The 22,994-nt window shown below is 35.1% G+C and carries 28 protein-coding genes and 1 tRNA gene; 15 read left to right on the top strand and 14 right to left on the bottom strand.

Annotated elements, in window-relative coordinates:
• Window positions 1–11: 11 nt before the first annotated feature.
• A tRNA-Lys gene (locus tag P6N22_RS01155) sits at window positions 12–87 on the bottom strand.
• Between the two features lie 75 nt (window positions 88–162).
• Window positions 163–1,251, bottom strand: a complete 1,089-nt coding sequence (locus P6N22_RS01150) for a CinA family protein (RefSeq protein WP_280329387.1) — start codon at window positions 1,249–1,251, stop codon at window positions 163–165.
• 112 nt (window positions 1,252–1,363) lie between these two features.
• On the opposite strand from P6N22_RS01150, the gene ileS reads away from it, so the two are divergent.
• The 8 genes from ileS (at window position 1,364) to P6N22_RS01110 (ending at window position 7,648) form a co-directional block, all read left to right on the top strand.
• Window positions 1,364–4,123, top strand: a complete 2,760-nt coding sequence (ileS, locus tag P6N22_RS01145; RefSeq protein ID WP_280329385.1) for an isoleucine--tRNA ligase — start codon at window positions 1,364–1,366, stop codon at window positions 4,121–4,123.
• The gene (locus tag P6N22_RS01140; protein WP_280329383.1) at window positions 4,123–4,245 is read left to right on the top strand and encodes a hypothetical protein; all 123 of its coding nucleotides are present in this window, start codon (window positions 4,123–4,125) and stop codon (window positions 4,243–4,245) included. The genes ileS and P6N22_RS01140 overlap by 1 nt, the downstream gene beginning before the upstream one ends.
• Window positions 4,246–4,374: 129 nt before the next feature.
• Complete coding sequence (locus P6N22_RS01135) at window positions 4,375–4,743, top strand: rhodanese-like domain-containing protein (RefSeq protein WP_280329380.1); 369 nt, start codon at window positions 4,375–4,377, stop codon at window positions 4,741–4,743.
• Complete coding sequence (locus P6N22_RS01130) at window positions 4,740–5,240, top strand: GNAT family N-acetyltransferase (protein ID WP_280329378.1); 501 nt, start codon at window positions 4,740–4,742, stop codon at window positions 5,238–5,240. Before P6N22_RS01135 ends, P6N22_RS01130 begins: the two co-directional genes overlap by 4 nt.
• Before the next feature lie 93 nt (window positions 5,241–5,333).
• Window positions 5,334–6,140 (top strand): class III extradiol ring-cleavage dioxygenase, encoded by an 807-nt coding sequence (locus P6N22_RS01125; RefSeq protein ID WP_280329377.1) that lies wholly within the window; start codon window positions 5,334–5,336, stop codon window positions 6,138–6,140.
• Between the two features lie 78 nt (window positions 6,141–6,218).
• Complete coding sequence (locus P6N22_RS01120; protein ID WP_280329375.1) at window positions 6,219–6,404, top strand: hypothetical protein; 186 nt, start codon at window positions 6,219–6,221, stop codon at window positions 6,402–6,404.
• On the top strand, window positions 6,398–6,667 hold the full coding sequence (locus tag P6N22_RS01115; RefSeq protein ID WP_280329374.1) for a Txe/YoeB family addiction module toxin: 270 nt from the start codon (window positions 6,398–6,400) through the stop codon (window positions 6,665–6,667). The genes P6N22_RS01120 and P6N22_RS01115 overlap by 7 nt, the downstream gene beginning before the upstream one ends.
• Before the next feature lie 3 nt (window positions 6,668–6,670).
• On the top strand, window positions 6,671–7,648 hold the full coding sequence (locus tag P6N22_RS01110) for a 5'-nucleotidase (RefSeq protein WP_280329372.1): 978 nt from the start codon (window positions 6,671–6,673) through the stop codon (window positions 7,646–7,648).
• Here the strand turns inward: P6N22_RS01110 and P6N22_RS01105 are convergent.
• Window positions 7,617–8,513, bottom strand: a complete 897-nt coding sequence (locus P6N22_RS01105) for an AEC family transporter (protein WP_280329370.1) — start codon at window positions 8,511–8,513, stop codon at window positions 7,617–7,619. The two genes, P6N22_RS01110 and P6N22_RS01105, sit on opposite strands and share 32 nt — an antisense overlap.
• 100 nt (window positions 8,514–8,613) lie before the next feature.
• On the opposite strand from P6N22_RS01105, the gene P6N22_RS01100 reads away from it, so the two are divergent.
• The 7 genes from P6N22_RS01100 (at window position 8,614) to P6N22_RS01070 (ending at window position 14,583) form a co-directional block, all read left to right on the top strand.
• A complete protein-coding gene (locus P6N22_RS01100; protein ID WP_280329368.1) occupies window positions 8,614–9,237 on the top strand; it encodes a hypothetical protein in 624 nt (207 codons plus the stop codon).
• Between the two features lie 25 nt (window positions 9,238–9,262).
• The gene (locus tag P6N22_RS01095; protein ID WP_280329366.1) at window positions 9,263–10,021 is read left to right on the top strand and encodes a VIT1/CCC1 transporter family protein; all 759 of its coding nucleotides are present in this window, start codon (window positions 9,263–9,265) and stop codon (window positions 10,019–10,021) included.
• Between the two features lie 100 nt (window positions 10,022–10,121).
• Window positions 10,122–11,462, top strand: coding sequence for an Asp-tRNA(Asn)/Glu-tRNA(Gln) amidotransferase subunit GatA (gene gatA, locus P6N22_RS01090; RefSeq protein WP_280329364.1), 1,341 nt, complete (start codon window positions 10,122–10,124; stop codon window positions 11,460–11,462).
• A gap of 11 nt (window positions 11,463–11,473) precedes the next feature.
• On the top strand, window positions 11,474–11,872 hold the full coding sequence (locus P6N22_RS01085) for a hypothetical protein (protein ID WP_280329362.1): 399 nt from the start codon (window positions 11,474–11,476) through the stop codon (window positions 11,870–11,872).
• Between the two features lie 88 nt (window positions 11,873–11,960).
• Complete coding sequence (gene guaB / locus P6N22_RS01080; RefSeq protein ID WP_280329360.1) at window positions 11,961–13,406, top strand: IMP dehydrogenase; 1,446 nt, start codon at window positions 11,961–11,963, stop codon at window positions 13,404–13,406.
• 9 nt (window positions 13,407–13,415) lie between these two features.
• Entirely contained in the window at window positions 13,416–13,895 is a 480-nt protein-coding gene (locus P6N22_RS01075) for an RDD family protein (RefSeq protein ID WP_280329359.1), read from the top strand.
• A 100-nt stretch (window positions 13,896–13,995) separates the two neighbouring features.
• The gene (locus P6N22_RS01070) at window positions 13,996–14,583 is read left to right on the top strand and encodes a DUF302 domain-containing protein (RefSeq protein ID WP_280329357.1); all 588 of its coding nucleotides are present in this window, start codon (window positions 13,996–13,998) and stop codon (window positions 14,581–14,583) included.
• 98 nt (window positions 14,584–14,681) lie between these two features.
• On the opposite strand, the gene P6N22_RS01065 is transcribed toward P6N22_RS01070, so the two are convergent.
• From P6N22_RS01065 to P6N22_RS01015, 11 genes are read right to left on the bottom strand one after another with little or no spacing between them, the layout of a single operon-like run.
• Window positions 14,682–15,452 (bottom strand): ATP-binding protein, encoded by a 771-nt coding sequence (locus P6N22_RS01065; protein WP_280329356.1) that lies wholly within the window; start codon window positions 15,450–15,452, stop codon window positions 14,682–14,684.
• Entirely contained in the window at window positions 15,452–16,144 is a 693-nt protein-coding gene (locus P6N22_RS01060; protein WP_280329353.1) for a 5'-methylthioadenosine/adenosylhomocysteine nucleosidase, read from the bottom strand. The genes P6N22_RS01065 and P6N22_RS01060 overlap by 1 nt, the downstream gene beginning before the upstream one ends.
• Window position 16,145: 1 nt before the next feature.
• Window positions 16,146–16,859, bottom strand: coding sequence for a nitrilase-related carbon-nitrogen hydrolase (locus P6N22_RS01055; RefSeq protein ID WP_280329351.1), 714 nt, complete (start codon window positions 16,857–16,859; stop codon window positions 16,146–16,148).
• Complete coding sequence (gene fabD / locus P6N22_RS01050; RefSeq protein WP_280329349.1) at window positions 16,860–17,798, bottom strand: ACP S-malonyltransferase; 939 nt, start codon at window positions 17,796–17,798, stop codon at window positions 16,860–16,862. It lies immediately after the preceding gene.
• On the bottom strand, window positions 17,791–18,576 hold the full coding sequence (locus P6N22_RS01045; protein ID WP_280329347.1) for a Fis family transcriptional regulator: 786 nt from the start codon (window positions 18,574–18,576) through the stop codon (window positions 17,791–17,793). The genes fabD and P6N22_RS01045 overlap by 8 nt, the downstream gene beginning before the upstream one ends.
• A complete protein-coding gene (locus tag P6N22_RS01040) occupies window positions 18,548–19,069 on the bottom strand; it encodes a peptidylprolyl isomerase (protein WP_280329345.1) in 522 nt (173 codons plus the stop codon). Before P6N22_RS01040 ends, P6N22_RS01045 begins: the two co-directional genes overlap by 29 nt.
• Before the next feature lie 44 nt (window positions 19,070–19,113).
• The gene (locus P6N22_RS01035; RefSeq protein WP_280329343.1) at window positions 19,114–20,022 is read right to left on the bottom strand and encodes a tetratricopeptide repeat protein; all 909 of its coding nucleotides are present in this window, start codon (window positions 20,020–20,022) and stop codon (window positions 19,114–19,116) included.
• Between the two features lie 11 nt (window positions 20,023–20,033).
• Window positions 20,034–20,573 (bottom strand): OmpA family protein, encoded by a 540-nt coding sequence (locus P6N22_RS01030; protein ID WP_280329341.1) that lies wholly within the window; start codon window positions 20,571–20,573, stop codon window positions 20,034–20,036.
• A 55-nt stretch (window positions 20,574–20,628) separates the two neighbouring features.
• Window positions 20,629–21,876, bottom strand: coding sequence for a Tol-Pal system protein TolB (tolB, locus tag P6N22_RS01025; protein ID WP_280329339.1), 1,248 nt, complete (start codon window positions 21,874–21,876; stop codon window positions 20,629–20,631).
• Between the two features lie 2 nt (window positions 21,877–21,878).
• Entirely contained in the window at window positions 21,879–22,607 is a 729-nt protein-coding gene (locus tag P6N22_RS01020) for a TonB C-terminal domain-containing protein (protein ID WP_280329337.1), read from the bottom strand.
• Entirely contained in the window at window positions 22,600–22,992 is a 393-nt protein-coding gene (locus P6N22_RS01015) for a biopolymer transporter ExbD (protein WP_280329334.1), read from the bottom strand. The genes P6N22_RS01020 and P6N22_RS01015 overlap by 8 nt, the downstream gene beginning before the upstream one ends.
• Window positions 22,993–22,994 lie beyond the last annotated feature (2 nt).

The following is a 22,994-nucleotide window of genomic DNA, read 5'->3' as shown; positions in this document are numbered from 1 at the left end:
TAGTTTAAAAATGGTGTCCCGTGATGGATTCGAACCATCGGCCACATCATTAAAAGTGACGTGCTCTACCAGCTGAGCTAACGAGACATTTTGTTTCTCTCATTTAAGAGGCTGGAATTATAGACAAATCCAAATCATATGTCAAGAGTTTTTCGAAAATTTTTAAAAAAAAGTTTCTTTATCTAAAAGTAAGAGCATTTTAATTGCATAAAGAGCACTTTGGTTTTGTACAAAGTTTCTATCTCCGCTGAAGTGACAATGCTCTTCCACATGGGCTGTTTTGCTTCTTACTCCTATATATACAGTTCCTACTGGTTTTAGTTCTGTCCCTCCTGTATCACCTGCAATACCACTTACAGCTATGGCAAAATCTGCATGGCTTACAGCTAACGCACCATCACTCATCTCACTTACAACTTCGGCACTGACAGCACCGTGTTGCTCTAATGTATCATTACTAACAGCTAACCAGTTATCTTTTAAAGCGTTTGAATATGTAATTAATGAACCTTCTAAAATATTAGAAGCTCCATTGTTTTTAGTAAGATAATAACTCAGCAGTCCACCCGTACAACTCTCGGCAAACGTTATCTTTTTATTTTGCGCTGTGAGTGTTTCTATAATGTATTCCAAAACATTCGATGAAGGAATCAGTTGATTTGAAAGCAGTTTTTTTGAAGCGCTTATAAAGTTAGATATATCACCATATAACTTAGAACATATATCTACTTGCTGCCATCCTTCTATAAGAGTAGTGACGTCAAAAGTCACTTCATATGTTTGTGCGATCGGATTAAGTAAAGATATGAGTGTTTCTCTGTCTTCATCAAATACATGTATAGTTGCATTTGTAATCTCACTTTTCATTAATATAGAAGGGATATTTACACCTTCGTCCACCTGCATAACATTAACAAGTGTTTCACCGTGTTCTATAAGATAACTTCCATCTTCATATACGAGTGCTTTTTGCGGCATTAAAGAGCCTTCTTTTAATACTTGAACATCATTAGTAGCCGTAGAGATTAGTTTTCCTATTGTAGAGAAGTTTTGTTTGGTAGTGATTATAATAAGTTGCTGCGGATCATTTAATTGTTTTTCAATCTCTAAAAATAGCGTGTTATCACCGTCTTGAAAAAAACTTATTGTTTGAGGACGATCACATGTTTTGGTAATTTGTCTTAAAACATACTCTTGCAACACTTCATTATATATAAACTTATTCCCGACAAACATCACATGCAATCTCATCGTTTCACTACCCTTTTTATAGTCTAAAATCTGCTTATTATATCATTTTATACGCTTTTAAACGCAAAAAAGATATAATCCGCGCACTTTTAATAAAACATATGAGGCAAATATGGACTATAAAGACACACTACTTTTACCAAATACGTCGTTTGCGATGCGTGGTAACCTTACAAACAATGAGCCCCTGAGATACAAATCTTGGGAAGATAAAAATGTTTATCAGAAGATGAAAACAAACCGTAAAGATGCGGAAGATTTTACACTTCATGATGGACCTCCTTATGCAAATGGACATATCCATATTGGTCACGCACTCAATAAAGTTTTAAAAGATATCATTATTAAACACAACTATTTCAACGGTAAATCTGTTCGTTTTACTCCGGGCTGGGACTGTCACGGTCTACCGATTGAGCAACAAGTTGAGAAAAAACTTGGCGGTAAACAAAAAAAAGAACAGTTAGAGACTGCTGAGATCCGTAAACTGTGCCGTGAGCACGCTGCTCAATTTGTTGACGTACAACGTGGTGAGTTTAAACAACTTGGTATCATCGCTGATTGGGACAATCCTTATGTAACAATGGATTATAAATTTGAAGCGAACATCTATAGAGCACTTTGTGAAGTAGCAAACAAAGGTCTTTTAATTGAGCGTAGTAAGCCGGTTTATTGGTCTTGGGCTGAGAGAACTGCACTTGCTGAAGCAGAAGTTGAGTATGAGGACAAAGAGTCTCATTCAATTTTTATCGCTTTCGAGCTGAATGATGATGCAAAAGCGAAACTTGGCATCACTGGTAAAGCTGCTCCTGTAATCTGGACAACGACACCATGGACAATTCCTGCAAACACAGGTATCTCTTTAAATCCAAACGAGAAATATGTTCTGACAACAGATGGTTACATAGTTGCTAAAGAGCTGTTTGAAGCAAATGTTGAAAATGAAGTTATCAGCGGAACAATTGCAAAAGAGTTTGATGCAACACTATTTGAAAATCTAGTAGCAATCAACCCTTTAAATGGTAGAGAGTCTCGTATCGTTCTTGGTGAGCATGTATTAGTTGACAACGGTACTGGTTGTGTTCATACGGCTCCTGGACATGGTGAAGATGACTACCGTGTTGGACTTGTATATGATCTAGATGTAATTATGCCTGTTGATGAGACTGGTTGTTACGATCAAACTATCGTAAGAGAAAAACTGATCCCTAATGCAGAAGATTTCTTAGGGCGTCACATTTTCAAATCAAATGATGACATCATCGAACTTATGGGTGATGCAGTGTTAAAAGTGTCTAAATTCAAGCACTCTTATCCACACTGCTGGAGAAGTCATACTCCGCTTATTTTCCGTGCTACAAAACAGTGGTTCATCTCAGTTGACGGAACGCCTGCAGGTGAAGAGAGAACTCTTAGAGAGATTGCACTTGCTGAAGTTGAAAAAACTAAATTCATCCCTGAGACAGGAAGAAAAAGATTAAATTCAATGGTTGAGAACCGTCCTGACTGGTGTATCTCTCGTCAACGTGACTGGGGTGTGCCAATCGCATTCTTCAGAGTAAAAGCTACAGGTGAAGTTCTACTTGATGAAAAAGTAATGAACTTTGTAGCTATGATCTTTGAGATGCAAGGAAGTGATGCTTGGTATTCAATGCCGATTGAACAGCTTCTTTACCCTGGAAGCGGTTATAAAGCTGAAGAGTTAGAAAAAGTAACTGACATCTTAGATGTATGGTTTGACTCTGGTTCAACTTGGTTCTCTGTTTTAAAATCTCGTAACTATGATGCTGGTTCGTACCCTGCTGATCTTTACGTAGAGGGAAGTGACCAACACCGCGGTTGGTTCCAATCTTCACTTTTCCTTTCAACTGCGATCACACATGCAGCACCATATAAAGGTGTACTGACTCATGGTTTTACGGTTGATGAAAAAGGCGAGAAGATGTCTAAGTCTAAAGGGAACGTTATCGCTCCTGAGAAAGTACTCAAAGAATACGGTTCTGAGATATTACGTTTATGGGTAGCATCTTCAGACTACCAAGGGGATCTTAAAATCTCTGACGGTATCTTAAAACAAACATCTGAAAACTACCGTAAACTAAGAAATACGTTTAGAATCATGCTTGCAAACATTAATGACTTAGAAGAATTGGTAAATGTTGATGAGATGGGTGATCTAGACAAATGGATTCTTTCTGTTGCAAAAGAGAAGTTTGATGAAGTGCATAAACTGTTCAGTTCTTACAACTTCGTTAACGGTATGAATACACTTAACAACTTTATCGTAAACGAGTTAAGCGGTATGTATATCGATATGACTAAAGACAACCTTTACTGTAACGATAAAAATGCACTTCGCCGTCGTGCGAGCCAAAGCGCAATGGCTATGATCACAAAAGCGATGCTGCTTCTTGTTGCACCGATTTTAACTTATACAGCTGATGAGATCGTAGAAAATGCACCTGCTATTATCAAAGGTGATGCTGAGGACATTTTTGATCTTAAATATGAAACACTTCCAACAGTTGAAGCACCGTTTGATGCTGCATATATGGAAAAAGCAAGAGAAGGTTTTGGTTCAGTTGTAGATGCACTGAAAAAAGAAAAAGTGATCAAATCTACTCTAGAACTTATCCTTTATACAGAATCAAAAACTGTACTAGAGATGAAAACGACAGATGCTGAAGACTGGTTCGTTGTAAGTGGAATCTTTGAGGACAAACCTGAAGAAGAAGCGCTTGGCACTTTCAAAGTTGGTGACGATACGTTCACGATCGCAAAAGCAACTGCACATAAATGTCCTAGATGTTGGAAATTCCAAGCTGAAAAAGAGGACTGCACTTGTGCTAGATGTTCTGAGGTAGTAGCGTAATGCCTGATATGACGCAACCTGTAGAGATGAGTTTTATCCTCTCTACAATCGGCGTTGTCTTTGCTATAGTAGCAGTAGGCATCGTACTTGTAAAACTTGGGAAAAAGTCTAGAAACTCTTAAAACTAGACTTTTTCTTCTCTATCTTTTTTTTATTCTCATTAATAACTTTTTCAAACATAATTTCCTTTTTTTTATCCTTTAGTACACTTTATGCATATATACTTTCAAATAATCTGTAAAAGGATGTATATGTTAAATTTTGGACCGTTTAAATCTCTTTCAACAAAAGAGTTTCAGGAAAAAAGAGAGGAAGGTTTTACCGTCATCGACATACGAAGAGCCGACGAGTGGGAAACTTTCGGTGTCATTGAAGGTAGTCACAAGATTACGTTTTTTAATGATCTTGGGTTATTTGATCTTGAAGAGTTCTTAGAGCTGTTTAGCAAAGTTGTAACAGATAAAGAACAGCCCTTTATTTTAGTATGTGCCCATGCCAACAGAACAAAAACAGTCGGTGAAATCATGGGTGCAAAACTTGGCTATACTAATGTGTATGAATTAGACGGTGGGATCAACTGGGGTTGGATCGACAAAGGCTTGGAGACGGTAAGGTCATGATAAAAATAAGTTTTGAACAAGTAACAACAGCACAACAAATTGATACAGTGACCCAATTAGCAAATACAATATGGCCAGAGCACTACACTCCAATTATCGGTGCAGAGCAAGTTGAGTATATGTTAAAAACTTTTCACTCAACAGATACTATCTCTGATGAGATCAAAAAGAAAGGGTATGAATACTTTCTAATTATCAAAGATACTACACCTATAGGATACATTGGAAGCAATATAGAAGACCAAGAACTCTTCTTAAGTAAATTTTATATTTTACTGCCATACAGAAACAACGGTTTTGGAAGAATAAGTATCGGTTTTTTAAAACAATTGTCCCGCTCTTTTGAACTGAACAAAATCACTCTCACCGTAAATAAAAACAATTTAGACACAATTTCTGCATATAAAAAAATGAATTTTCAAATAACAGCTGAAGTATGTGCAGATATAGGCAATGGATATGTAATGGATGATTACAAAATGGAACTGACAATTTAACTATATTTTGGTATTTTGAAATTTTGATCTATAATGTTTCTTAGTAAAAATAAGTTTTAGTTATCCAGTAATTAGTATTCAAAGGAAACACTTATGGAAACTCAGAAACATCGTACATTGTTTATATCTCATGGTGGCGGTCCTTTGCCTTTACTCGGTGATGAAGGGCATTTAGAGATGGTTGAGAAGCTGGGAGAGTTAGCTTCAAAGATAGAAAAACCATCAGCTATTTTACTTATCAGTGCCCATTGGGAAGATGAACTCATTAGCATAACTTCAGCCAAAAAACCCTCACTTATTTATGACTATTACGGTTTTCCTCAAGAATCTTACGATATCAAATACCCATGCTCCGGAGAGCCTGCTTTAGCTGCAGAGGTTGACAAAGTATTACAAAAAACAGGTTTGGAAACTGAACTTAATAGTGAACGGGGATTTGATCACGGATTATTTATCCCATTAAAAATCATGTACCCTGAAGCAGATATCCCTTGTGTACAAATCTCTTTACTCAACAGCCTTGATCCAGAAGATCACATAAAAATAGGGGCAGCTCTTGCCAATATAAAGTATGAAAATCTGCTGATCGTAGGTTCAGGCTTTTCCTTTCATAATCTCAAAGCTTTTTTTATGAAAGATACTCCTGAAACAATCATGATGAACGAACAGTTTGAAGAGTGGCTGGTTGATACCTGTTCAAACAAAGAGCTTACAAAAACCGAACGAACTTGCAAACTGGTCAAATGGGAAACGAAAGCACCTTATGCAAGATATTGCCATCCAAGAGAGGAGCATCTTCTACCGCTCCATGTATGCTATGGTGTTCATCAATCCCCTTGCAGTAAATATATTGAACTCAAAATTATGAACAAATTATCAAGTTTTTATATTTGGGAATAAAAAAATTTATTTTAATTCAAGCAACTCTCCATATAATACTTCTAAACTATTAATTCATCTATCTAAACAGGTATGGAAATGTTAGAAACGCTCAATACTTTCAATGAATCGATTTCAGATATAGACCTTGATAAAAACCTCGATGAACACTTTAATGTTTTACGAGAATTACATTACCTCAATTCCATACCAGAACTTATAAGTTCGATACATGAAATAAAAGAGTTGGATGACAGTTCTTTTAGTGAAGAGATCGAATGGTAAACTATAAAATCCTTTTCTCACACCATGCACTTAAAGATGCTAAAAAACTTACAGGTGCAAACCTTGCCGATAAAACAAAAAAACTCATTGAGATTCTCAAAATAGATCCGTTTCAAAAACACCCCTCTTTTGAAAAGCTGATCGGAAATCTGCATAATACCTTTTCCCGCCGTATCAATCACCACCATAGAATAATCTATGAAGTAAAAGAGCCGGAAAAAGTGGTAAGAGTTTTAAGAATGTGGACACATTATGGAGAATAGACTATGCCTTTAGATTTAAAAGAAACCCTCGTTATAGGCATCTCTGCAACAGCCTTATTTGATCTTTCCGAATCTGATCAACTCTTTCAAGAAGAATATAAAAGAGATCCTAATCACGCCATAGAAAAATACCGGGAGTATATGCTTGAAAATGAAGAGATTCCTTTGAATGAGGGAATTGGTTTTCCACTTGTCAAAGCACTTCTGAATCTTAACAGATACCAAAAAGAGAATGAAGCTCCTCTCGTTGAAGTAGTTGTTATGTCAAGAAACTCTCCTGAAACAGGAATCAGAGTATTAAATACGATCAGACAAATAGGTCTAAATGTTACTCGTTCAGCTTTTACTGCAGGTGAATCAAGTGCAGACTATTTGGAAGCTTTTGATGTTGATCTATTCCTAACGACAAACGAAGCCGATGCACAAAAAGTGATTGACTCGGGTGCATGTGCATCTGCAGTACTCTCCATTCCGCCAAAATACAAATGTGATATTCCTGAAGATCAGGTACGTATAGCTTTTGACGGTGATGCGGTACTGTTTGACGAATCTAGCGAATTAGTCTATAAAGAAAAAGGGATCAAAGCTTTTCATGAGAATGAAAACAACTCACAAAACATCCCAATGAGTGAAGGACCTTTTGCAAACTTTTTGAAAAAACTCTCAAAACTTCAGGAAAGACTTCCTATGAAAGTGGAATATTCTCCCGTACGTATTGCCATTGTTACAGCCAGAAATAGTCCTGCGGATCTCAGGGTTATCAAAACTCTGAGACACTGGGGAGTATATGTAGATGAAGCTTTTTTTCTCGGTGGAGTTGAAAAAAGCAATATATTAAGATCTTTCAAGGCACATATCTTTTTTGATGATCAAGATGATCATTTAAGAACATCCTCATTAGTTGTTCCTTCAGGAAAGGTTCTCTACCCTTCCTCTTCACCGATGCAGGCTATAGAAAAAGATAAAAAACGTAACTCGTAACAAACGAAGCGATTACTCCGTACCCAATTGCAGCCGAGCTAAGTCTCGGTGCAAGTCCAGCCATTGAAGCCATTGCTCCTGCTGTGATCATAGGAGCCATTGCCGCTTCTAAAATAGATACTTTTGCCGCCAAAGTCTCCCAAGCAAATACATAACAAATCAGCACTGCGATCAATGGTGCGATAATAAGCTTTACAGACAATGCAACACTTAGCGGTTTCAGTTCATGACTCGGCAGTTTAAACTGTAGCTGCAAACCAACTGCAACTAGTGCTAAAGGGACAACTGTAGCCGATAAGGTATGCAGAACCGATTCTATCTCAAAAGGAAATTTAACACCGTTTAAAAACAGTGCAATGATGAGTGCTATTAACGGTGGAAAAGTGACTATTTTATACACTATGATTGAAGGTGTCACCTTGCTTGTTGCACTATAATATGCAGTAATGAAAGTCCCGTATGTAGCCAAAGCCAAAAACACACCTAACTGATCGTAAATCATAATGTAGGGTGTAGCTTCTATACCATAATAGGATTGAATAATCGGAAGTCCTAGAAAGGAGCTGTTTGTAAGTACCGCTACTAACATCAACATCCCTGTTATCTCTTTTGAAAACTCCATAATTTTTGCGAATCCGAGTACAATTAATGCAGATGCGATCATCACACTCCACGAGATAATGACCGGAATTAAAACCTCAAAAGAAAATGTTAGCTTGGATATCTGTAAAAGAATAAGAGCAGGCAGTGATATATAAAGTACAAATTTATTTAATCCTGCTGCCATTTCTTCTTCAAAAATCTTTGTTATTTTGAAAAAATAGCCGATAAACATAGCTAAAAATATCAATAAAAAGTTTTCCACTTACACTTAACCTTATTTTTTTATGCGCAATTATATCACTAACTTAAGCCACCCAAATGTTTTACACTTTATAATATTCAAAAACAAAAGTTACAAGCCTATGAATGACATCATTTCTTTACTTCAAAACACTCTCAAACTCAGTCCTGAACTTTACTTCATAAAAGACTATCCTGTTAAAATCGTACATGAAAAGGGGCGTGTTAATGAGAAACAAATTCTAGAATATCTGAACTCTTTAAACTTCTTCGATCCAAACGGTTTATCTGCCCATTCATACGATGACAAAACAATTACACTTCTGCAAAAAGATGCCTCTAACTATATCAAGAGTGTCTCGTATGCTATTTCAAAAAAGAAAATATACGAAAACTACATATTTGCGGAAAAATTTCCTCATGATCGCTGGAAAAAAATTGTTGATGACGATGCATTGGAAGCTGTTATTGAGATCTCACATTTTACAAATGAAATTGAGCCAAAAAAAATCGAAACTGAGTTACGCAATATTATGCGAAGTAGAAAAGAGGTACCTCTACTAAAAAAAGTAGGCTTTATATGGATTGCATACTGTGATAAAACTCAAGATGTTTCAAATATAATGCAGCATTACTTCTTAGAAAACGTCAAATCAGTTTCTACTGAAGAACAAACTATTTTTATTGGCTATAATGGAGAGTTACAAAACATAAATATGAGATATTTTGTTTATCCACCTAAATAATTTCATAGAATCTTTAGGACAGAAAATGACAGTAGACAAAGAAGAACTTGTAAAACAGCATCATCCGGAAATGATTCGCAAACGTTTATCCACTCAACAAAGAAAACACAATGTTTCCGATGCCGTACTGGGAGGTATAGATGGATGTATAACTACATTTGCCGTAGTTTCGGGTTCTGTCGGTGCCGGTTTCCCATCTTCTGTAGCCATCATTCTTGGATTTGCCAATCTTTTTGCAGATGGTTTTAGTATGGCTACAAGTAATTATGAATCAATCAAAGCTGAACAAGAATATCATGAGGCTATTAAAACTTCTGAAAAGATGCATATAAAAGAGATTCCAGATGGGGAAAAAGAGGAGATTAGACAGATTTTCAAGGCAAAAGGATTTGAAAACGAGGTACTTGAAAATATTGTTGACACAATTAGTAAAAATGAAAATGTTTGGCTTGATGTTATGCTTGCAGAAGAGCATGGAATTGCTAAGACTTCTCCTTCACCATGGAGATCTGCATCTGTGACATTTATAGCATTTGTTTTTGTCGGAACTTTTCCTCTTCTACCCTACTTGCTCCCATTTTTAGCAATACAAGAACAATTTATATTCAGTGCTTTACTTGCGGGTATCATGTTCTTTTTAATCGGTATGTATAAAAATATTACACGGACAAAACCCTCTTTCTTTTCAGGATTGCGTACACTAATTACAGGTGGTGCTGCAGCGACATTAGCATATGCAACCGCTTATATTCTTAGAGAACTGTTTAATATCTCTTCTATCTGAGAAGCTGGTATGAATATCTCCTACAAGAAACCGTTCTAAAGAAAAAATAAACACATTTAGATATAATACTCAAAACAATTTTACGATCATAGGAAATTTAATGATTACATTAAAAGAAGCCCTACAACTCTCAAAAGAAGAATTAGCAAATTTTAAAGAAGAATTAAAAACAAAAATTGAAGCAAACTCAGATATTAATGCTTACATCGACGTAAAAGATTTCGGCGAAGGTATTCCGATTGCAATTAAAGACAACATTCAAGTAAAAGACTGGTCTGTAACTTCAGCTTCAAATATCCTTCAAGGCTATATAGCACCATATAATGCAACTGTTATCAACAAGATGTTAGACGCTGGTCTTTCGCCTTTTGGTAGAACAAATATGGACGAGTTTGCTATGGGTTCTACAACTGAATCAAGTTTCTATGGTAAAACACTAAATCCTCATGCATCTGACAGAGTTCCTGGTGGTAGTTCAGGCGGAAGTGCAGCTGCAGTTGGTGCTGGCCTTGCGATCGCAGCATTAGGTTCTGATACGGGTGGTTCTATCCGTCAGCCTGCTGCATATTGTGGAATTGTTGGTATGAAACCGACATATGGAAGAGTAAGCCGTTATGGTCTAGGTGCATATGCTTCAAGTCTTGATCAAATCGGTCCTATGACACAAAACGTTGAAGATGCTGCTATCCTTTACGATATCATCAGTGGAAGTGACGAGAAAGACTCTACAAATGCTAAAATGGATGACAAAGTAGTACCAAACTTAAATCCGACAAGAAAATTAAAAGTTGCAGTACTTCCAAAATACATTGAAAATGCAAGTGCAGATATTAAAAATGCCTACAAACTTGCAATTGAATCGTTGAAAGCGGCAGGACATGAGATCGTTGAACGTGAGCTTATGGATGCGAAATACGACATTTCAGCTTACTATATCACGGCAACTGCAGAAGCTACTACAAACCTTGCTCGTTATGACGGTATCCGTTACGGTAACAGAGTTGACGGTAAAAACCTTGAAGATACGTTTATTCAAACAAGAAGCCAAGGTTTCGGTGATGAAGTAAAAAGAAGAATCTTACTTGGAAACTTTGTATTAAGTAGCGGATATTATGAAGCTTATTATGTAAAAGCACAAAAGACAAGACACCTGATAAAAGAGGAATATGAAAGAATTTTTGAAGATGTTGATCTTATTCTTTCACCGGTAGCACCTACTGTTGCTCCAAAGTTCGGTGAACTTGCAAATCCTATGGAGATGTACTTAAGTGATATCTACACAATCAGTGTAAACCTTGCAGGTCTTCCTGCCCTTTCTCTACCGATTATGAAAAATGGCGAAGGGATGCCTGTCGGTTTACAACTTATTGCAAAACCTTATAACGAACAAACTCTGTTTGACGGTGCATTAAGTCTAGAAAAAGAAGTTGACTATAAATAAAGGAAACGGCTATGGCATATTTTGATAAAGTAAAAGTAAAAGATAAAGTTTACGGTCTTGTATTTGGTCCGGGAAAAGTAACTTCTGTTTTTGAAGATTCGTACTATAAAATGATGGTAAAATTTAAAAACGGTTATGAAGTACCATATACTGAAGATGGTGTACCTGGTTGGGGAAACTTTAAAAAACAAACTTGTTTTTACAAAAATGACGTTGATCTGACTGATGTTGACTTCTCACCTGTAACAAAAGTACTTTCGGCGAAAAAGATCATCAAACTTCGTGAAAAGAAAAAACTTGAAATTCGTCTTCCTTCAGGAATATGGACAGAATGTTCAAAATGTGTCGTAGGATACATTGAAGATATGCTTGAAGCTGAAAATTATCACCTTTTTAGAAAGAAAAAGTAATCTCCTTTTACCTCTTTTTAACAACAAAAGAGGTATAATGCAAAAATTAAATAATCGATAACCATTTTAACTCTGCAAAAGGAAAACCATGAGAATTCGTAAACGCGCACTCACATTTGAAGATGTACTTTTAGTACCACAATATTCTGAAGTTCTTCCAAAAGAAGTTTCATTAGAAACAAAATTAACACGTAACATCACTTTAAAAATCCCTATGGTTTCTGCTGCAATGGATACAGTTACAGAATACCGTGCTGCTATCGCAATGGCAAGACTAGGTGGTATCGGTATTATCCATAAAAACATGGATATTGAATCACAATGCCAACAAGTAAGAAAAGTAAAAAAATCTGAAAGCGGAATTATTATAGACCCTATCTATGTTCATCCTGATGCAACACTTGGTGAAGCTGAATCTCTAATGAACGAATTCAAAATTTCTGGTGTTCCAGTTGTAGACGGTCATAACAAACTTTTAGGAATTCTTACTAACCGTGATATGAGATTTGAAAAAGATATGAAAAAAATCGTATCTGATGTTATGACATCTATGCCACTAATCACTGCTAAACAAGGTATCTCTCTTGATGATGCTGCTGATATTATGCACCAAAATAAGATTGAAAAACTTCCTATTATTGATGATGGCGGTTTCTTAAAAGGTCTTGTAACAATTAAAGATATCAAAAAACGTATTGAATACCCAAATTCAAACAAAGATGATTTTGGTCGTTTAGTTGTTGGTGCCGCTATCGGTGTTGGACAACTTGATCGTGCTAAAGCACTTGTTGAAGCTGGTGCAGATGTACTAGTTCTAGATTCTGCTCACGGTCACTCTAAAGGTATCTTAGATACTGTAAAAGAGATTAAAGCAACATTAGCAGTAGACGTAATTGCAGGAAATATTGCAACTGCTGAAGCTACTGAAGCGTTAATTGAAGCTGGTGCTGACGGTGTTAAAGTTGGTATCGGGCCTGGTTCAATTTGTACTACTCGTATCGTTGCAGGTGTTGGTGTACCTCAAATTTCTGCAATTGATGAGTGTGCAGCAGCAGCTAGAAAACACGGTGTCCCTGTTATTGCTGACGGTGGTATTAAATACTCTGGTGATATTGCAAAAGCTTTAGCAGTAGGTGCAAGCTGTATCATGGCCGGTTCATTACTTGCAGGTACTGAAGAATCACCGGGTGAAACTATCATGTTCCAAGGGCGTCAATATAAATCATACCGTGGTATGGGAAGTATCGGTGCAATGCAAAAAGGTTCAAACGACAGATATTTCCAAGAGGGAACTGCAGCTGACAAACTAGTTCCAGAAGGTATTGAAGGTCGTGTTCCGTTTAGAGGAAGCATTGCCGGTATCGTTCACCAAATGATGGGTGGTTTACGTTCATCTATGGGTTATTGCGGAAGTGAAAGTATTGTAGCATTCTGGGATAAAGCAGAGTTTGTTGAAATTACATCTGCCGGTCTTAAAGAGTCTCACGTTCACGACGTTATTATTACACAAGAAGCACCAAACTACCATATATAATTTTTGACTATGAATGAAGTAAAATACGCAGGTTTCGGCATACGTTTTGTTGCTTCCCTCTTAGACACTTTCTTTCTTGCCCTCCCCTTAGCCGTTGTTATTTATATAATCAGCGGCGGTGAGTGGTTTGACTTTACCACATATCAACAAAATCTTCAAATGGCAATGAGCGGTAATCCTCATGCACTAGACAATCAACCCACTACATCTTTTTTTTGGGAAACAATTTTTGAAATCTCTGTACTTGTTGTTACAATAATATTTTGGGAAAAGTTCAAAGGTGCTACACCGGGAAAAAAAATTGTAAATATCAAAATTGTTGATGCAGATACATTAGATGAAATTTCAAATAAACAAGCTATCACTAGATCACTTGGCTACATCCCTTCAACACTTCTATTTGGATTAGGTTTTCTTATGATAATGTTTACAAAAAGAAATCAATCTCTCCATGACAAACTCGCTCATACCGTAGTTATATACACATAAGAGTAAAATGTAAAAACTTTGTGATATTTTTAAAACTACTTTTATAATATCTCAGTAAAATATAACCTCTAATTTCCAAAACTACAAGATAGGGGTATTTATGAAAAAAAGTCTAAAAGCAGCTTTATTAGCAGCTGGTTTGTCATTATTTATGTCAGGTTGTTCAACAATGCATATGGGTTGGACTGCAGTTACAGGTCAATGGGGTCTAGATGATGGAGCTATGCCTGCTTACGATAAAATGTTTACAAAAGTTGTAGAAGATGGTGATCCTGCAAAAGCTATGATGCTTGAGTGGAAAGTTGATGAAGGTATCACTGGTGATGAAGTTAAAGAATCTATTGAAGCACTTACTGAAGAGTACAATATGAGACTTACTGGTTATGTAAAAATGTATACAAAAGAAGATGCTGCACCAGATGAAGTTAAAGAAGCAAGAATCTATTCTTTATGTAACTTAACTACTGCAAAAGTATTCCTTAACTATTCAAGATATTATGGTGGTTTCATGCCATGTAGAATTATGTATGTTTCATATGGAAACGGTGATGCATACTTAGTAAGTATGGATATGACATTAGCTATTCATGGTGGTAAAACACTTCCAAAAGATATGTTAGAAGCTGCATTAAAAGTAAAAGAAGCTATGGAAATGGTTCCAGCACGTGCTGCTAAAGGTGACTTCTAAGGAAGTTGCTTTTCTAAAGAGAAAAACTTCTTAGAAGTTTTCTTTCTTTAGAAATACTCTCTAAAGAACTTTTAAAAGTCCTTTTTTTTAATTAGGTTTTAAAAACCTACTTCTTTTTCCTCTTTCTCAGTTAGAAAAAAACTATCGAAACTTATATTTTTAAAAGCTGCATTCAATGAAGTAAAAAGTTGTGGATGTTCTTGTTCCATCTTTGCCAACATATCTTTTGTGTTTGCTCTGGCATACGGCATTTTTACATCAAAACGCATTGCAGGACACGCTTCATCACCAATAGCTTCAATTTCATTATCTACGACAAAAGCACGTAATTGACGCTCACGCATCTGAATAAGTGGACGGATTACAACTAAACCATTTTCAGCTGTGTATTTCGGTGCTAAAGAACGTAATTGACCGTTATAAATAAAATTCATGAAAAAACTCTCAGCAGCATCGTCTAAATGGTGTCCAAGAGCTACTTTGTTACATCCATGTTCTTTGGCTACACTATAAAGATATCCTCTTCTCATACGGGAAAAGAAGCTACAAAATGAAGAGTTTTTTCTAATCTTCTCTTTGGCAAGCTCGTAAGTTTCTGTCTCTTGTAAAAAATGTGGGATATCATACTCTTTACAATGAGCAATAAGGTTTGAGTAGTTTTCACCCATACCGTAAGTTACTGTAACGGCAATAAATTCAAATTTAAAAGGTGCACGACGCTGTTGCTCTTTTAAAGCATGAACAAGCGTTAAAGAATCTTTTCCGCCACTCAGGCCTACAAGGATCTTATCACCCTCTTCTATAAGTCCAAATTCTGCATTTGTCTTACCGAGTTTCGACATAATTTTTTTAGATAGTTTAATACCCATTATTTAACAATCTCGTCCAACATTGTCATAACAAATTCTGCAGATTCTATAGCACTTGTTTCTAAGAATTCATCAAATGAAAAACTCGCATCCATATCAGCGGCATCACTAATGGCACGAAGGATAAAAAATGGTACATTTAAAGCATTACATACAACTGCAACGCTTCCTCCTTCCATTTCTAAAGCATCTGCATTGAAAGTTTCACCAATCCAGTTTTTACGCTCTTCATTTGCCACAAACTGATCACCTGTTGCAATAATACCTTCGCGAACAATTTTACCTAAACTCTGAGCTACTGTTTTACTGATATTAATTAGTTCTTGATCCGCTTCAACATATACGGCACCTTCAGGAACATAGCCAAAAGGATGACCAAAAGCACTAATATCAAGGTCATGCTGTGAAAGCTTTGTAGCTACAACTAAATCACCAACTTTTAGTTCTGGATTTACCGCACCTGCCACCCCGCTAAAGAGTAGTTTTTCACACCCAAAGTGTTCAATCATGGTAGTTGCAGTTAAAGTAGAAAATACTTTCCCAATCTTAGAATAAGCTACCACTACATCAACACCTTTATAAGTTGCTTCATAATACTTATTTCCAGCATACTCAGTTGTCGTATAAGAACCTAGTTTTTCTAATATTGGAGCTACCTCTTCAGGCATTGCACCCATAATTGCTATTTTCATTTCATACCTCAAATGTTTCTATATTAATTTTAAATCTTGGAAGTTTTTCAACTATGTTTCCGTTGTCTACTATACAGCTTCCACCCCAAAAACCTAAACCGTCTTCAAATCCTACACGATTTACAAAGATTAGTTTTGCTTTTGCTTCTTTAGACAGCTCTTTAATAATTGTATACCATTTGTCTTCAATAATTAAACCATCATCGTTAAAACCTCTTGCCGGAGATGCTACAAGTGTAATAATAATATCTGGATTAAGTGCAATGATCTCTTTGTGTACATTTGCATGCCACACATCTTCACACACTAACATTGAAATTTTTTTCCCGTTCACTTCAAAAGCTTCAAATTTATCTCCACCTTCAAAATAACGTGCTTCTTCGAACATCCCATAGTTTGGCAGATGTACTTTTATATGTTTAGACAACAATTTTCCTTGACTAAAATACAAGGCACAGTTTCTAAAAAGACGATCCTCGTTCATAGCAGCACCTACTGCTATATCTATATCATGACTAAGTTCTTTTAAAACATCAAGTTCTTCCTCATGCCAAGCATCTTCATAGAGCTTATCCTGAAGCATATAACCACTTAGACTGAGTTCTGGAAAGACAATAAGATCGGATGTTTCTTTTACGCTTTTGATGATAGAGACAACATCTTCTAAGTTTGTTCTATTTAACTTAGGAGATGTTTGTGCGAGAGTTATTTTCATTTATGAGCAGATTTCCTCTTTAACCTTTTCTAATGAGGCCATATCTGAAATATTTAATGTTGTTAAGCCTTTACCGATTCTTCTGTTAAGACCTTTTAAAACAACACCGTTTCCAAATTCAATTGCTAGATCAACATCATTTTCAATTGCTTCAATTGATTGTTTATATTTTACAGGAGATGTAAGCTGCTCTTTTAGTAAAGCTATAGCATCAGCTTTTGAGCTATATGCATTAGTTGTTACATTTGAGATTACAGGTGCTTCAAAGTTATCAGCAACCATATTTTCCATTAAAGCACCTAATTTTGCTACAGCAGGCTCTAATAAGGCACAATGAGATGCTACAGACATATTTAAAACAAGTGCACGCTTAGCACCGGCATCTTTAAAAGTTTGCTCTAACGATACAAGATCAGGTTTTAAACCTGCAACAACAAGTTGACCATCTTGATTATAGTTCGCAGGCCAAACTTTTTTTCCTTCTGCTTGCGCATCTGCACAAATTTTTTCAACTGATGCATCATCTAGACCGACAATTGCCATCATACCTGCTTCGATCTCAGAACACGCTTCTTGCATGTATGCACCACGGTTATGCACTAACTCTACAGCATCAACATAATCAATAGCACCACTTGCACATAAAGCAGAAAATTCACCTAAAGAGTGACCTAAAAATAATTCTGCTTTTACATCAGGACAAACTTCTTTGAAAAGCTTATATGCAATCATCTGTACTAGAAGAATAGCCGGTTGTGTGTATGCTGTTTCATTTAGTTTTTCATTCTCTTCAAAAATAAGTGCTTTAAAATCAACACCTATTCTCTCACCGGCTTTTTCGAACATTTCACGAGCAAGTTCAGAGTTTTCATAAAAATCTTTCCCCATTCCTACTGCTTGTGAACCTTGTCCAGCAAAAATCATTGCTATTTTACTCATCATTTTCTCCTTGTAAATACTCTTTGTTTTCAGATATTTTTTTTCTTAATGTATTTCTATTGAGTCCTAATCTATCAGATAATTGTAATTGTGATTTAAAACGTGTTAAACCCGCTCTAATTAAAGGGACTTCATAAAGATATAAATAATTTCTGTAATCACTATTTGAACCTAGTTTGTCAAACAAATAGTTTTCTATGATATCCATAAGCTCTTTATCGTCAACATCTTGAAGCAGATAATTTATCATTACCTGTCGTCTTAAAGAATTAGCATTATCTGATAAATCCGGTTTAAAATTTTTTATATCAAATTTTTTATCACCACCAAATAACTTTACGGCATCTTTTATAAAAACTTCGATTAATTCCTTAACATCTTCATCTCTTGAAGATAACGGCGGAATATCAAATTTAACACTAAAAATATCATCAAGATGCTCATTACTGAACGCTTGCTGTGAAGTAGCAATGACTCTGACTTTATTTTCTTTAATAGCATCAATTAAAAGTTTTAAATTTGGAAAGTTATCTATGTTTGTAATAATTATTTCATCAGAACTTTCTAAACTTTGTAGAAGTTCTTCATGATGGGATCCATCAATAGTTGTTGCATTTGGTAAGATAAAAGAAGATAAAGTTCTTTTACCTACACCATTTTCACCCATAATCAGGGCATTAATAGTAAGCGATTTTAACAGTGTTGCTGTTTTAAAAGCTTGACTTGACGCTTCAGAAGCTGTTACAAAATTAGTGACATCCACAGCCGCTGCCGCCACCAGTTCCACAACATCCTGATTCTGCTGGTTTATTCTCTTCTGGAACACCAGTCATAGCTTCTTCAGCAGATGCATCTCTTACGTTGTTAATTGTTACTGTAAACATTAAACTTTTTCCAGCTAATGGGTGATTAAAGTCAATAATTACTGCTGCGTCTTTGATCTCTTTTACAATTACTTGTACAGTAGAACCGTCTTCACCTTGACCGTAAAGAGTCATACCCTCTTGTAAATCAATTCCAGCAAATTGCTCTTTTGGAACCTCTTGAGTAGCTTCAGGATTATATTCACCGTAAGCATCTGCAGGTTGTACTAAAACATCACCTTTTTCACCGATAGCCATATCTTTAATTCCATTTTCTAAACCTGGAATGATTTGACCTTTACCAAACATGAATACTAACGGTGCAGCGCCTACATTGCTATCTACTACTGTATCTCCGTCACGTACTTCGTATTCAATAGATACGATTTGATTTGTTTCAATTGCCATTATCTTACCTTTATAATTAATTTCGTGATTTTAACATAAAAACATTAATTCAAAAGCTTTTTTGCTTCTTTAGCCTCTTTTGAATTTGGATATTTTTGCATTATTGCCTTATAAAAAGACTGAGCATGAGCTTTATCTCCAGTTTTATCCATCGATATTGCCGTATGTAACATTAAATTTGGCATATACGATGCCTTTGAATACAACTCTGAAGATTTTTTAAAGTATGATATAGCTTTTCCATAATCATTACGTTTAAAATACATCTCCCCAATCATATAGTGCCCATATGCCGGTTTATAATTACGTTCTATTAGTTCACTATACTCTTCTATTGCTTTTGTATAGTATTTTTTATCAAAATTCTTTTTCGCACTGTTATAAATATCTGCACTTGATATCTTCTTAGATGCTTTAGTTTTTGTACTACCTGTTTTTAACTCTTTACTTACTAAAGATTTAAATTCGTTGATATCTGCCACTAAATCATTAAACTCTTTTTTTGAAACATAATTTTCATTTATTTGATCAACAAGTTTTGAAATCTCTAATGTTTGCGCTTGTAATGTTTGAATATTTTGCGAGTTTTGCTGCACTAATTCAGAGAGTCTTTTTTGATATTCGTTAGAACTGTTGCTGTCTGCTTGATCTTTATCTTGCAACTCTTTTAATGCAATTTTATTATTATGTGATTTTCTACTTAGTGCTTCAATAATATCCTGAAGACCATCAATTCTTTCTCTTAACGAGTCTAATTGAGAAGCATGTGTTTTTGTACTAAGATCTACTTTTCTGAGCTTTTGCTTAGTTTCTAAAATGGCTTTTTCGTCAGAAGTTAATCCGTATGGATTATCGCTTGAGAGATCTCCTGCACCGAACGCTGAGGGTTCGGCACTATAGAGAGAAAGAGATGTAGCAGCACTAAGTAAAACAGCTATTGTACTGCGTTTCATTTTTATCGAACTTATGGAAGAAGTTTAAAGTTTACTCTACGGTTTTTCGCCCAGCACTCTTTTGTTTTATCTGTACATACTGGGTTGCTTTCACCATAACTAACCATTGATACACGAGTTGGATCAATTCCTTCAGCAACTAATGCTTTTTTTACTGCCTCTGTACGTTTTAAACCTAAAGCGAAGTTGTACTCATCACTACCCCACTCATCACAGTTACCTTCTAGTTTTACACTATAATCTTTTGCACCGCTTTTACCAAGCTCAGCAGCAGCAACAATTTTTGTTTGTGCATCAGATGTAATATCAAACTTGTCAAAAGCAAAATAGATAGTTGGTAATTTACTTTCAACTTCGTACATACTCATACCAGATGCTTCACTAGAAACTACACTCTCTTCTGGAGCAACTGTTTCACTTGCCGGAGCTTCAACTTCTTGAGCTTGTTGGTTTGCAGAACCGTTTTGAGTATCAACTGCAGGCTCTTTAGAACTACATCCACTAAAAACTAAAAGTGCTACAGCAACGCTAGAAAGTACTAAACTTTTCATATCTTAAATCCTTCGAAAATATAATTTACAAACATTATACCAAAAAAACTTAAATTTACCAGTCCATCGACTGAACACGTCCATATCTTAGTGGAAAGAGATAATTTTTGTTATATTTTAATCTCATAATTCCAATTGAACTTTGATTTTTATAATTTTTAATAAAAATGATAGCATCTCCGTCTTTTGAAAACCTAGGAAATTCATTTACACCTGTTGCTGTTAGACGTCTTATAAAGTCTGTCTTAGTAGAAATCAAATGTAAATTGAAAGTATTCTCGCTAAAATTATTAGAGGTTTCACGAGCTTTATAAACTACATATTCTCCATGTGCAGTACATGCAGAATTGTTTTTTCCATAATATACTAACTGCTCAACTTCATTACTATCAAGTCTTTTAGAAAATACGTTTGGATATCCTAATCTTGATGAGATAAATACTATTTTATCTTTAGACATAAATTGTGCATTTACATCAATACCACTATAGGTTGTTACACGTTTTGTTTTTTTAGTTTTTACATTATATGTATAAATATCAGGTTGACCTTTAGGTGCCATTGTAAGTAATAAAGTATTTCCATCAGTACTCACATCAGAACAAACTAACATACCGTCTGAAGATATTAAACTTTCAATTTTTCCTGTAGTAATATTTACAAACTTTAGTGTTGGTTTTCCATCTAAAGATGTATAGTAAAATCCTTTTTGTCTATTATCTGCCCATTTAGGAAAAACATTAAAACCACCTTTTAAAATGACGTGTTGATAACGTAATGTATAATCTGAAATTACAATTTCACTTTGTTTAGGTCCTACAATACGAGAGAAAATAACTTTTCTTTTCATCCATTCAACTGAAGGCTCTCCCATAAACTCATTAATATCATATGCAATTGCATGTGAAACGAAAACATAAAGTTCTTGTTTACCTACTCTATAGCTTTTAGCAAATACCTCTTCTGTATTTTGTAAAAGCTTGATAGAAATTTGTAAAGCTCCATTATCATCTTCTTCCATTTTGTATCTAAGAATATAATTTACATCTTTATTTTCAACCAATACGTCTGTATCATTAAAGTTTGCTAGTCTGTGATGTCTGTCGACATTAAAAATAGATATAACATTTAAGTCTGCAACTAAAGATTTAAATACTTGTAATTTAAAAGTATCGTCATAATTAACCGATGCATCTTCTAATGCCAATGAGGGTAATGAATCAACTTTTTTGATAACATCTATTGTGGCATCACCAGCAAATAATATTATAGATGTTAGTAGGAATGCAAATAAAATTTTCAAAACTACTCCTTGTTTTCTGGAATTAAATTTATAATAGCTCTAAAAGAACGATTGTCAGGATTTTTTGGGAAAATAACACGAGCAAGCCTTGACTTAATCTTATCTGCTTCCTGATTTAACGCGTCACTAGATGAATAGTTTAAAACACGAAAATCTATCATTTTTCCAAGTGAATCAATTTCTATAACAATCTTGACAATACTTCCTTCAGAATTCATAGGCGGTATAAAGTTGTCATATACTATTGCTTGAATTTTAGCTAAATATTCATTAACTTCATCGGCACTTGAACTACTTTGTTTTTCTTGAGTACTATCAGACTTATCAATATTTTCAACTTTTTCTGTCAATGATTCAACATTGTTCTTCTCACTCTTTTTGACTCTTTTAGATATCTCTTGTATTCTTTTCGAGTTCACCTCTTTAGGCTTTGTAGTATGATCGATCTTCTGAGTCCACACATCGCTGAAAAGATCATTTACGTCAATATTATTTGAAACACTATTACTCTGAGTGACAGTCGGTGTAGTTTTAGAAGGTTTTGTTTTCTTAAGTTGTTTTGTAATTTCAGGAGTTGCAAGTGAAATGGCTACGTAATTCTCTTTTTTTAAACCGTATGTCTTCGTTGACGATACACTAAAGAGAATTGCGGCAAATAAAAATAAAAAAATAAAGAAAATAGTAAGTGATATTGCACCACTTATATAGAAGTATTTATCATCTCTAACCATTTGTAGCTAAAGAGACCTCAGTAAATCCAGCTTGCTTCACAGCAGCTAAAATTGACATTACTATGCCGTAGTCCAAACTTTCATCTGCACTGATTAGTACAGTTGCTTTTTTATCTAATTTATTTGCATAGAGATAAAAATTATCACGAAACCCATTTAACAAAAAATTGTCTTTATTTACTTGAATATTTTTTTCTTTGTCGATCGTAATATGAACCGGTGGAATTTTAGAAATTTGTTGTGTAGTAGAGCCTTGAGGAAGTTTAATGTTTTCCTCAAAAACTATGTTGGGAGCAATTACCATTAAAATTGCTAAAAGTACAAGCATTACATCCACTAACGGAGTAATATTAAGCTCAGGCTTTTCATCCCAGTTGTATAGCATAT

The organism is Sulfurimonas sp. C5, from assembly GCF_029872055.1.
Classification (GTDB): Bacteria; Campylobacterota; Campylobacteria; order Campylobacterales; family Sulfurimonadaceae; genus Sulfurimonas.
This window is presented reverse-complemented; position numbering and strand designations above follow the sequence as displayed.

What these genes read in the sequence shown, in the direction of transcription:
- P6N22_RS01150 (WP_280329387.1), bottom strand. Translation starts at nt 1,251, where the DNA reads ATGAGATTGCATGTGATGTTTGTCGGGAATAAGTTTATATATAATGAA.
- ileS (WP_280329385.1), top strand. Translation starts at nt 1,364, where the DNA reads ATGGACTATAAAGACACACTACTTTTACCAAATACGTCGTTTGCGATG.
- P6N22_RS01140 (WP_280329383.1), top strand. Translation starts at nt 4,123, where the DNA reads ATGCCTGATATGACGCAACCTGTAGAGATGAGTTTTATCCTCTCTACA.
- P6N22_RS01135 (WP_280329380.1), top strand. Translation starts at nt 4,375, where the DNA reads ATGTTAAATTTTGGACCGTTTAAATCTCTTTCAACAAAAGAGTTTCAG.
- P6N22_RS01130 (WP_280329378.1), top strand. Translation starts at nt 4,740, where the DNA reads ATGATAAAAATAAGTTTTGAACAAGTAACAACAGCACAACAAATTGAT.
- P6N22_RS01125 (WP_280329377.1), top strand. Translation starts at nt 5,334, where the DNA reads ATGGAAACTCAGAAACATCGTACATTGTTTATATCTCATGGTGGCGGT.
- P6N22_RS01120 (WP_280329375.1), top strand. Translation starts at nt 6,219, where the DNA reads ATGTTAGAAACGCTCAATACTTTCAATGAATCGATTTCAGATATAGAC.
- P6N22_RS01115 (WP_280329374.1), top strand. Translation starts at nt 6,398, where the DNA reads ATGGTAAACTATAAAATCCTTTTCTCACACCATGCACTTAAAGATGCT.
- P6N22_RS01110 (WP_280329372.1), top strand. Translation starts at nt 6,671, where the DNA reads ATGCCTTTAGATTTAAAAGAAACCCTCGTTATAGGCATCTCTGCAACA.
- P6N22_RS01100 (WP_280329368.1), top strand. Translation starts at nt 8,614, where the DNA reads ATGAATGACATCATTTCTTTACTTCAAAACACTCTCAAACTCAGTCCT.
- P6N22_RS01095 (WP_280329366.1), top strand. Translation starts at nt 9,263, where the DNA reads ATGACAGTAGACAAAGAAGAACTTGTAAAACAGCATCATCCGGAAATG.
- gatA (WP_280329364.1), top strand. Translation starts at nt 10,122, where the DNA reads ATGATTACATTAAAAGAAGCCCTACAACTCTCAAAAGAAGAATTAGCA.
- P6N22_RS01085 (WP_280329362.1), top strand. Translation starts at nt 11,474, where the DNA reads ATGGCATATTTTGATAAAGTAAAAGTAAAAGATAAAGTTTACGGTCTT.
- guaB (WP_280329360.1), top strand. Translation starts at nt 11,961, where the DNA reads ATGAGAATTCGTAAACGCGCACTCACATTTGAAGATGTACTTTTAGTA.
- P6N22_RS01075 (WP_280329359.1), top strand. Translation starts at nt 13,416, where the DNA reads ATGAATGAAGTAAAATACGCAGGTTTCGGCATACGTTTTGTTGCTTCC.
- P6N22_RS01070 (WP_280329357.1), top strand. Translation starts at nt 13,996, where the DNA reads ATGAAAAAAAGTCTAAAAGCAGCTTTATTAGCAGCTGGTTTGTCATTA.
- P6N22_RS01065 (WP_280329356.1), bottom strand. Translation starts at nt 15,452, where the DNA reads ATGGGTATTAAACTATCTAAAAAAATTATGTCGAAACTCGGTAAGACA.
- P6N22_RS01060 (WP_280329353.1), bottom strand. Translation starts at nt 16,144, where the DNA reads ATGAAAATAGCAATTATGGGTGCAATGCCTGAAGAGGTAGCTCCAATA.
- P6N22_RS01055 (WP_280329351.1), bottom strand. Translation starts at nt 16,859, where the DNA reads ATGAAAATAACTCTCGCACAAACATCTCCTAAGTTAAATAGAACAAAC.
- fabD (WP_280329349.1), bottom strand. Translation starts at nt 17,798, where the DNA reads ATGAGTAAAATAGCAATGATTTTTGCTGGACAAGGTTCACAAGCAGTA.
- P6N22_RS01040 (WP_280329345.1), bottom strand. Translation starts at nt 19,069, where the DNA reads ATGGCAATTGAAACAAATCAAATCGTATCTATTGAATACGAAGTACGT.
- P6N22_RS01035 (WP_280329343.1), bottom strand. Translation starts at nt 20,022, where the DNA reads ATGAAACGCAGTACAATAGCTGTTTTACTTAGTGCTGCTACATCTCTT.
- P6N22_RS01030 (WP_280329341.1), bottom strand. Translation starts at nt 20,573, where the DNA reads ATGAAAAGTTTAGTACTTTCTAGCGTTGCTGTAGCACTTTTAGTTTTT.
- P6N22_RS01020 (WP_280329337.1), bottom strand. Translation starts at nt 22,607, where the DNA reads ATGGTTAGAGATGATAAATACTTCTATATAAGTGGTGCAATATCACTT.
- P6N22_RS01015 (WP_280329334.1), bottom strand. Translation starts at nt 22,992, where the DNA reads ATGCTATACAACTGGGATGAAAAGCCTGAGCTTAATATTACTCCGTTA.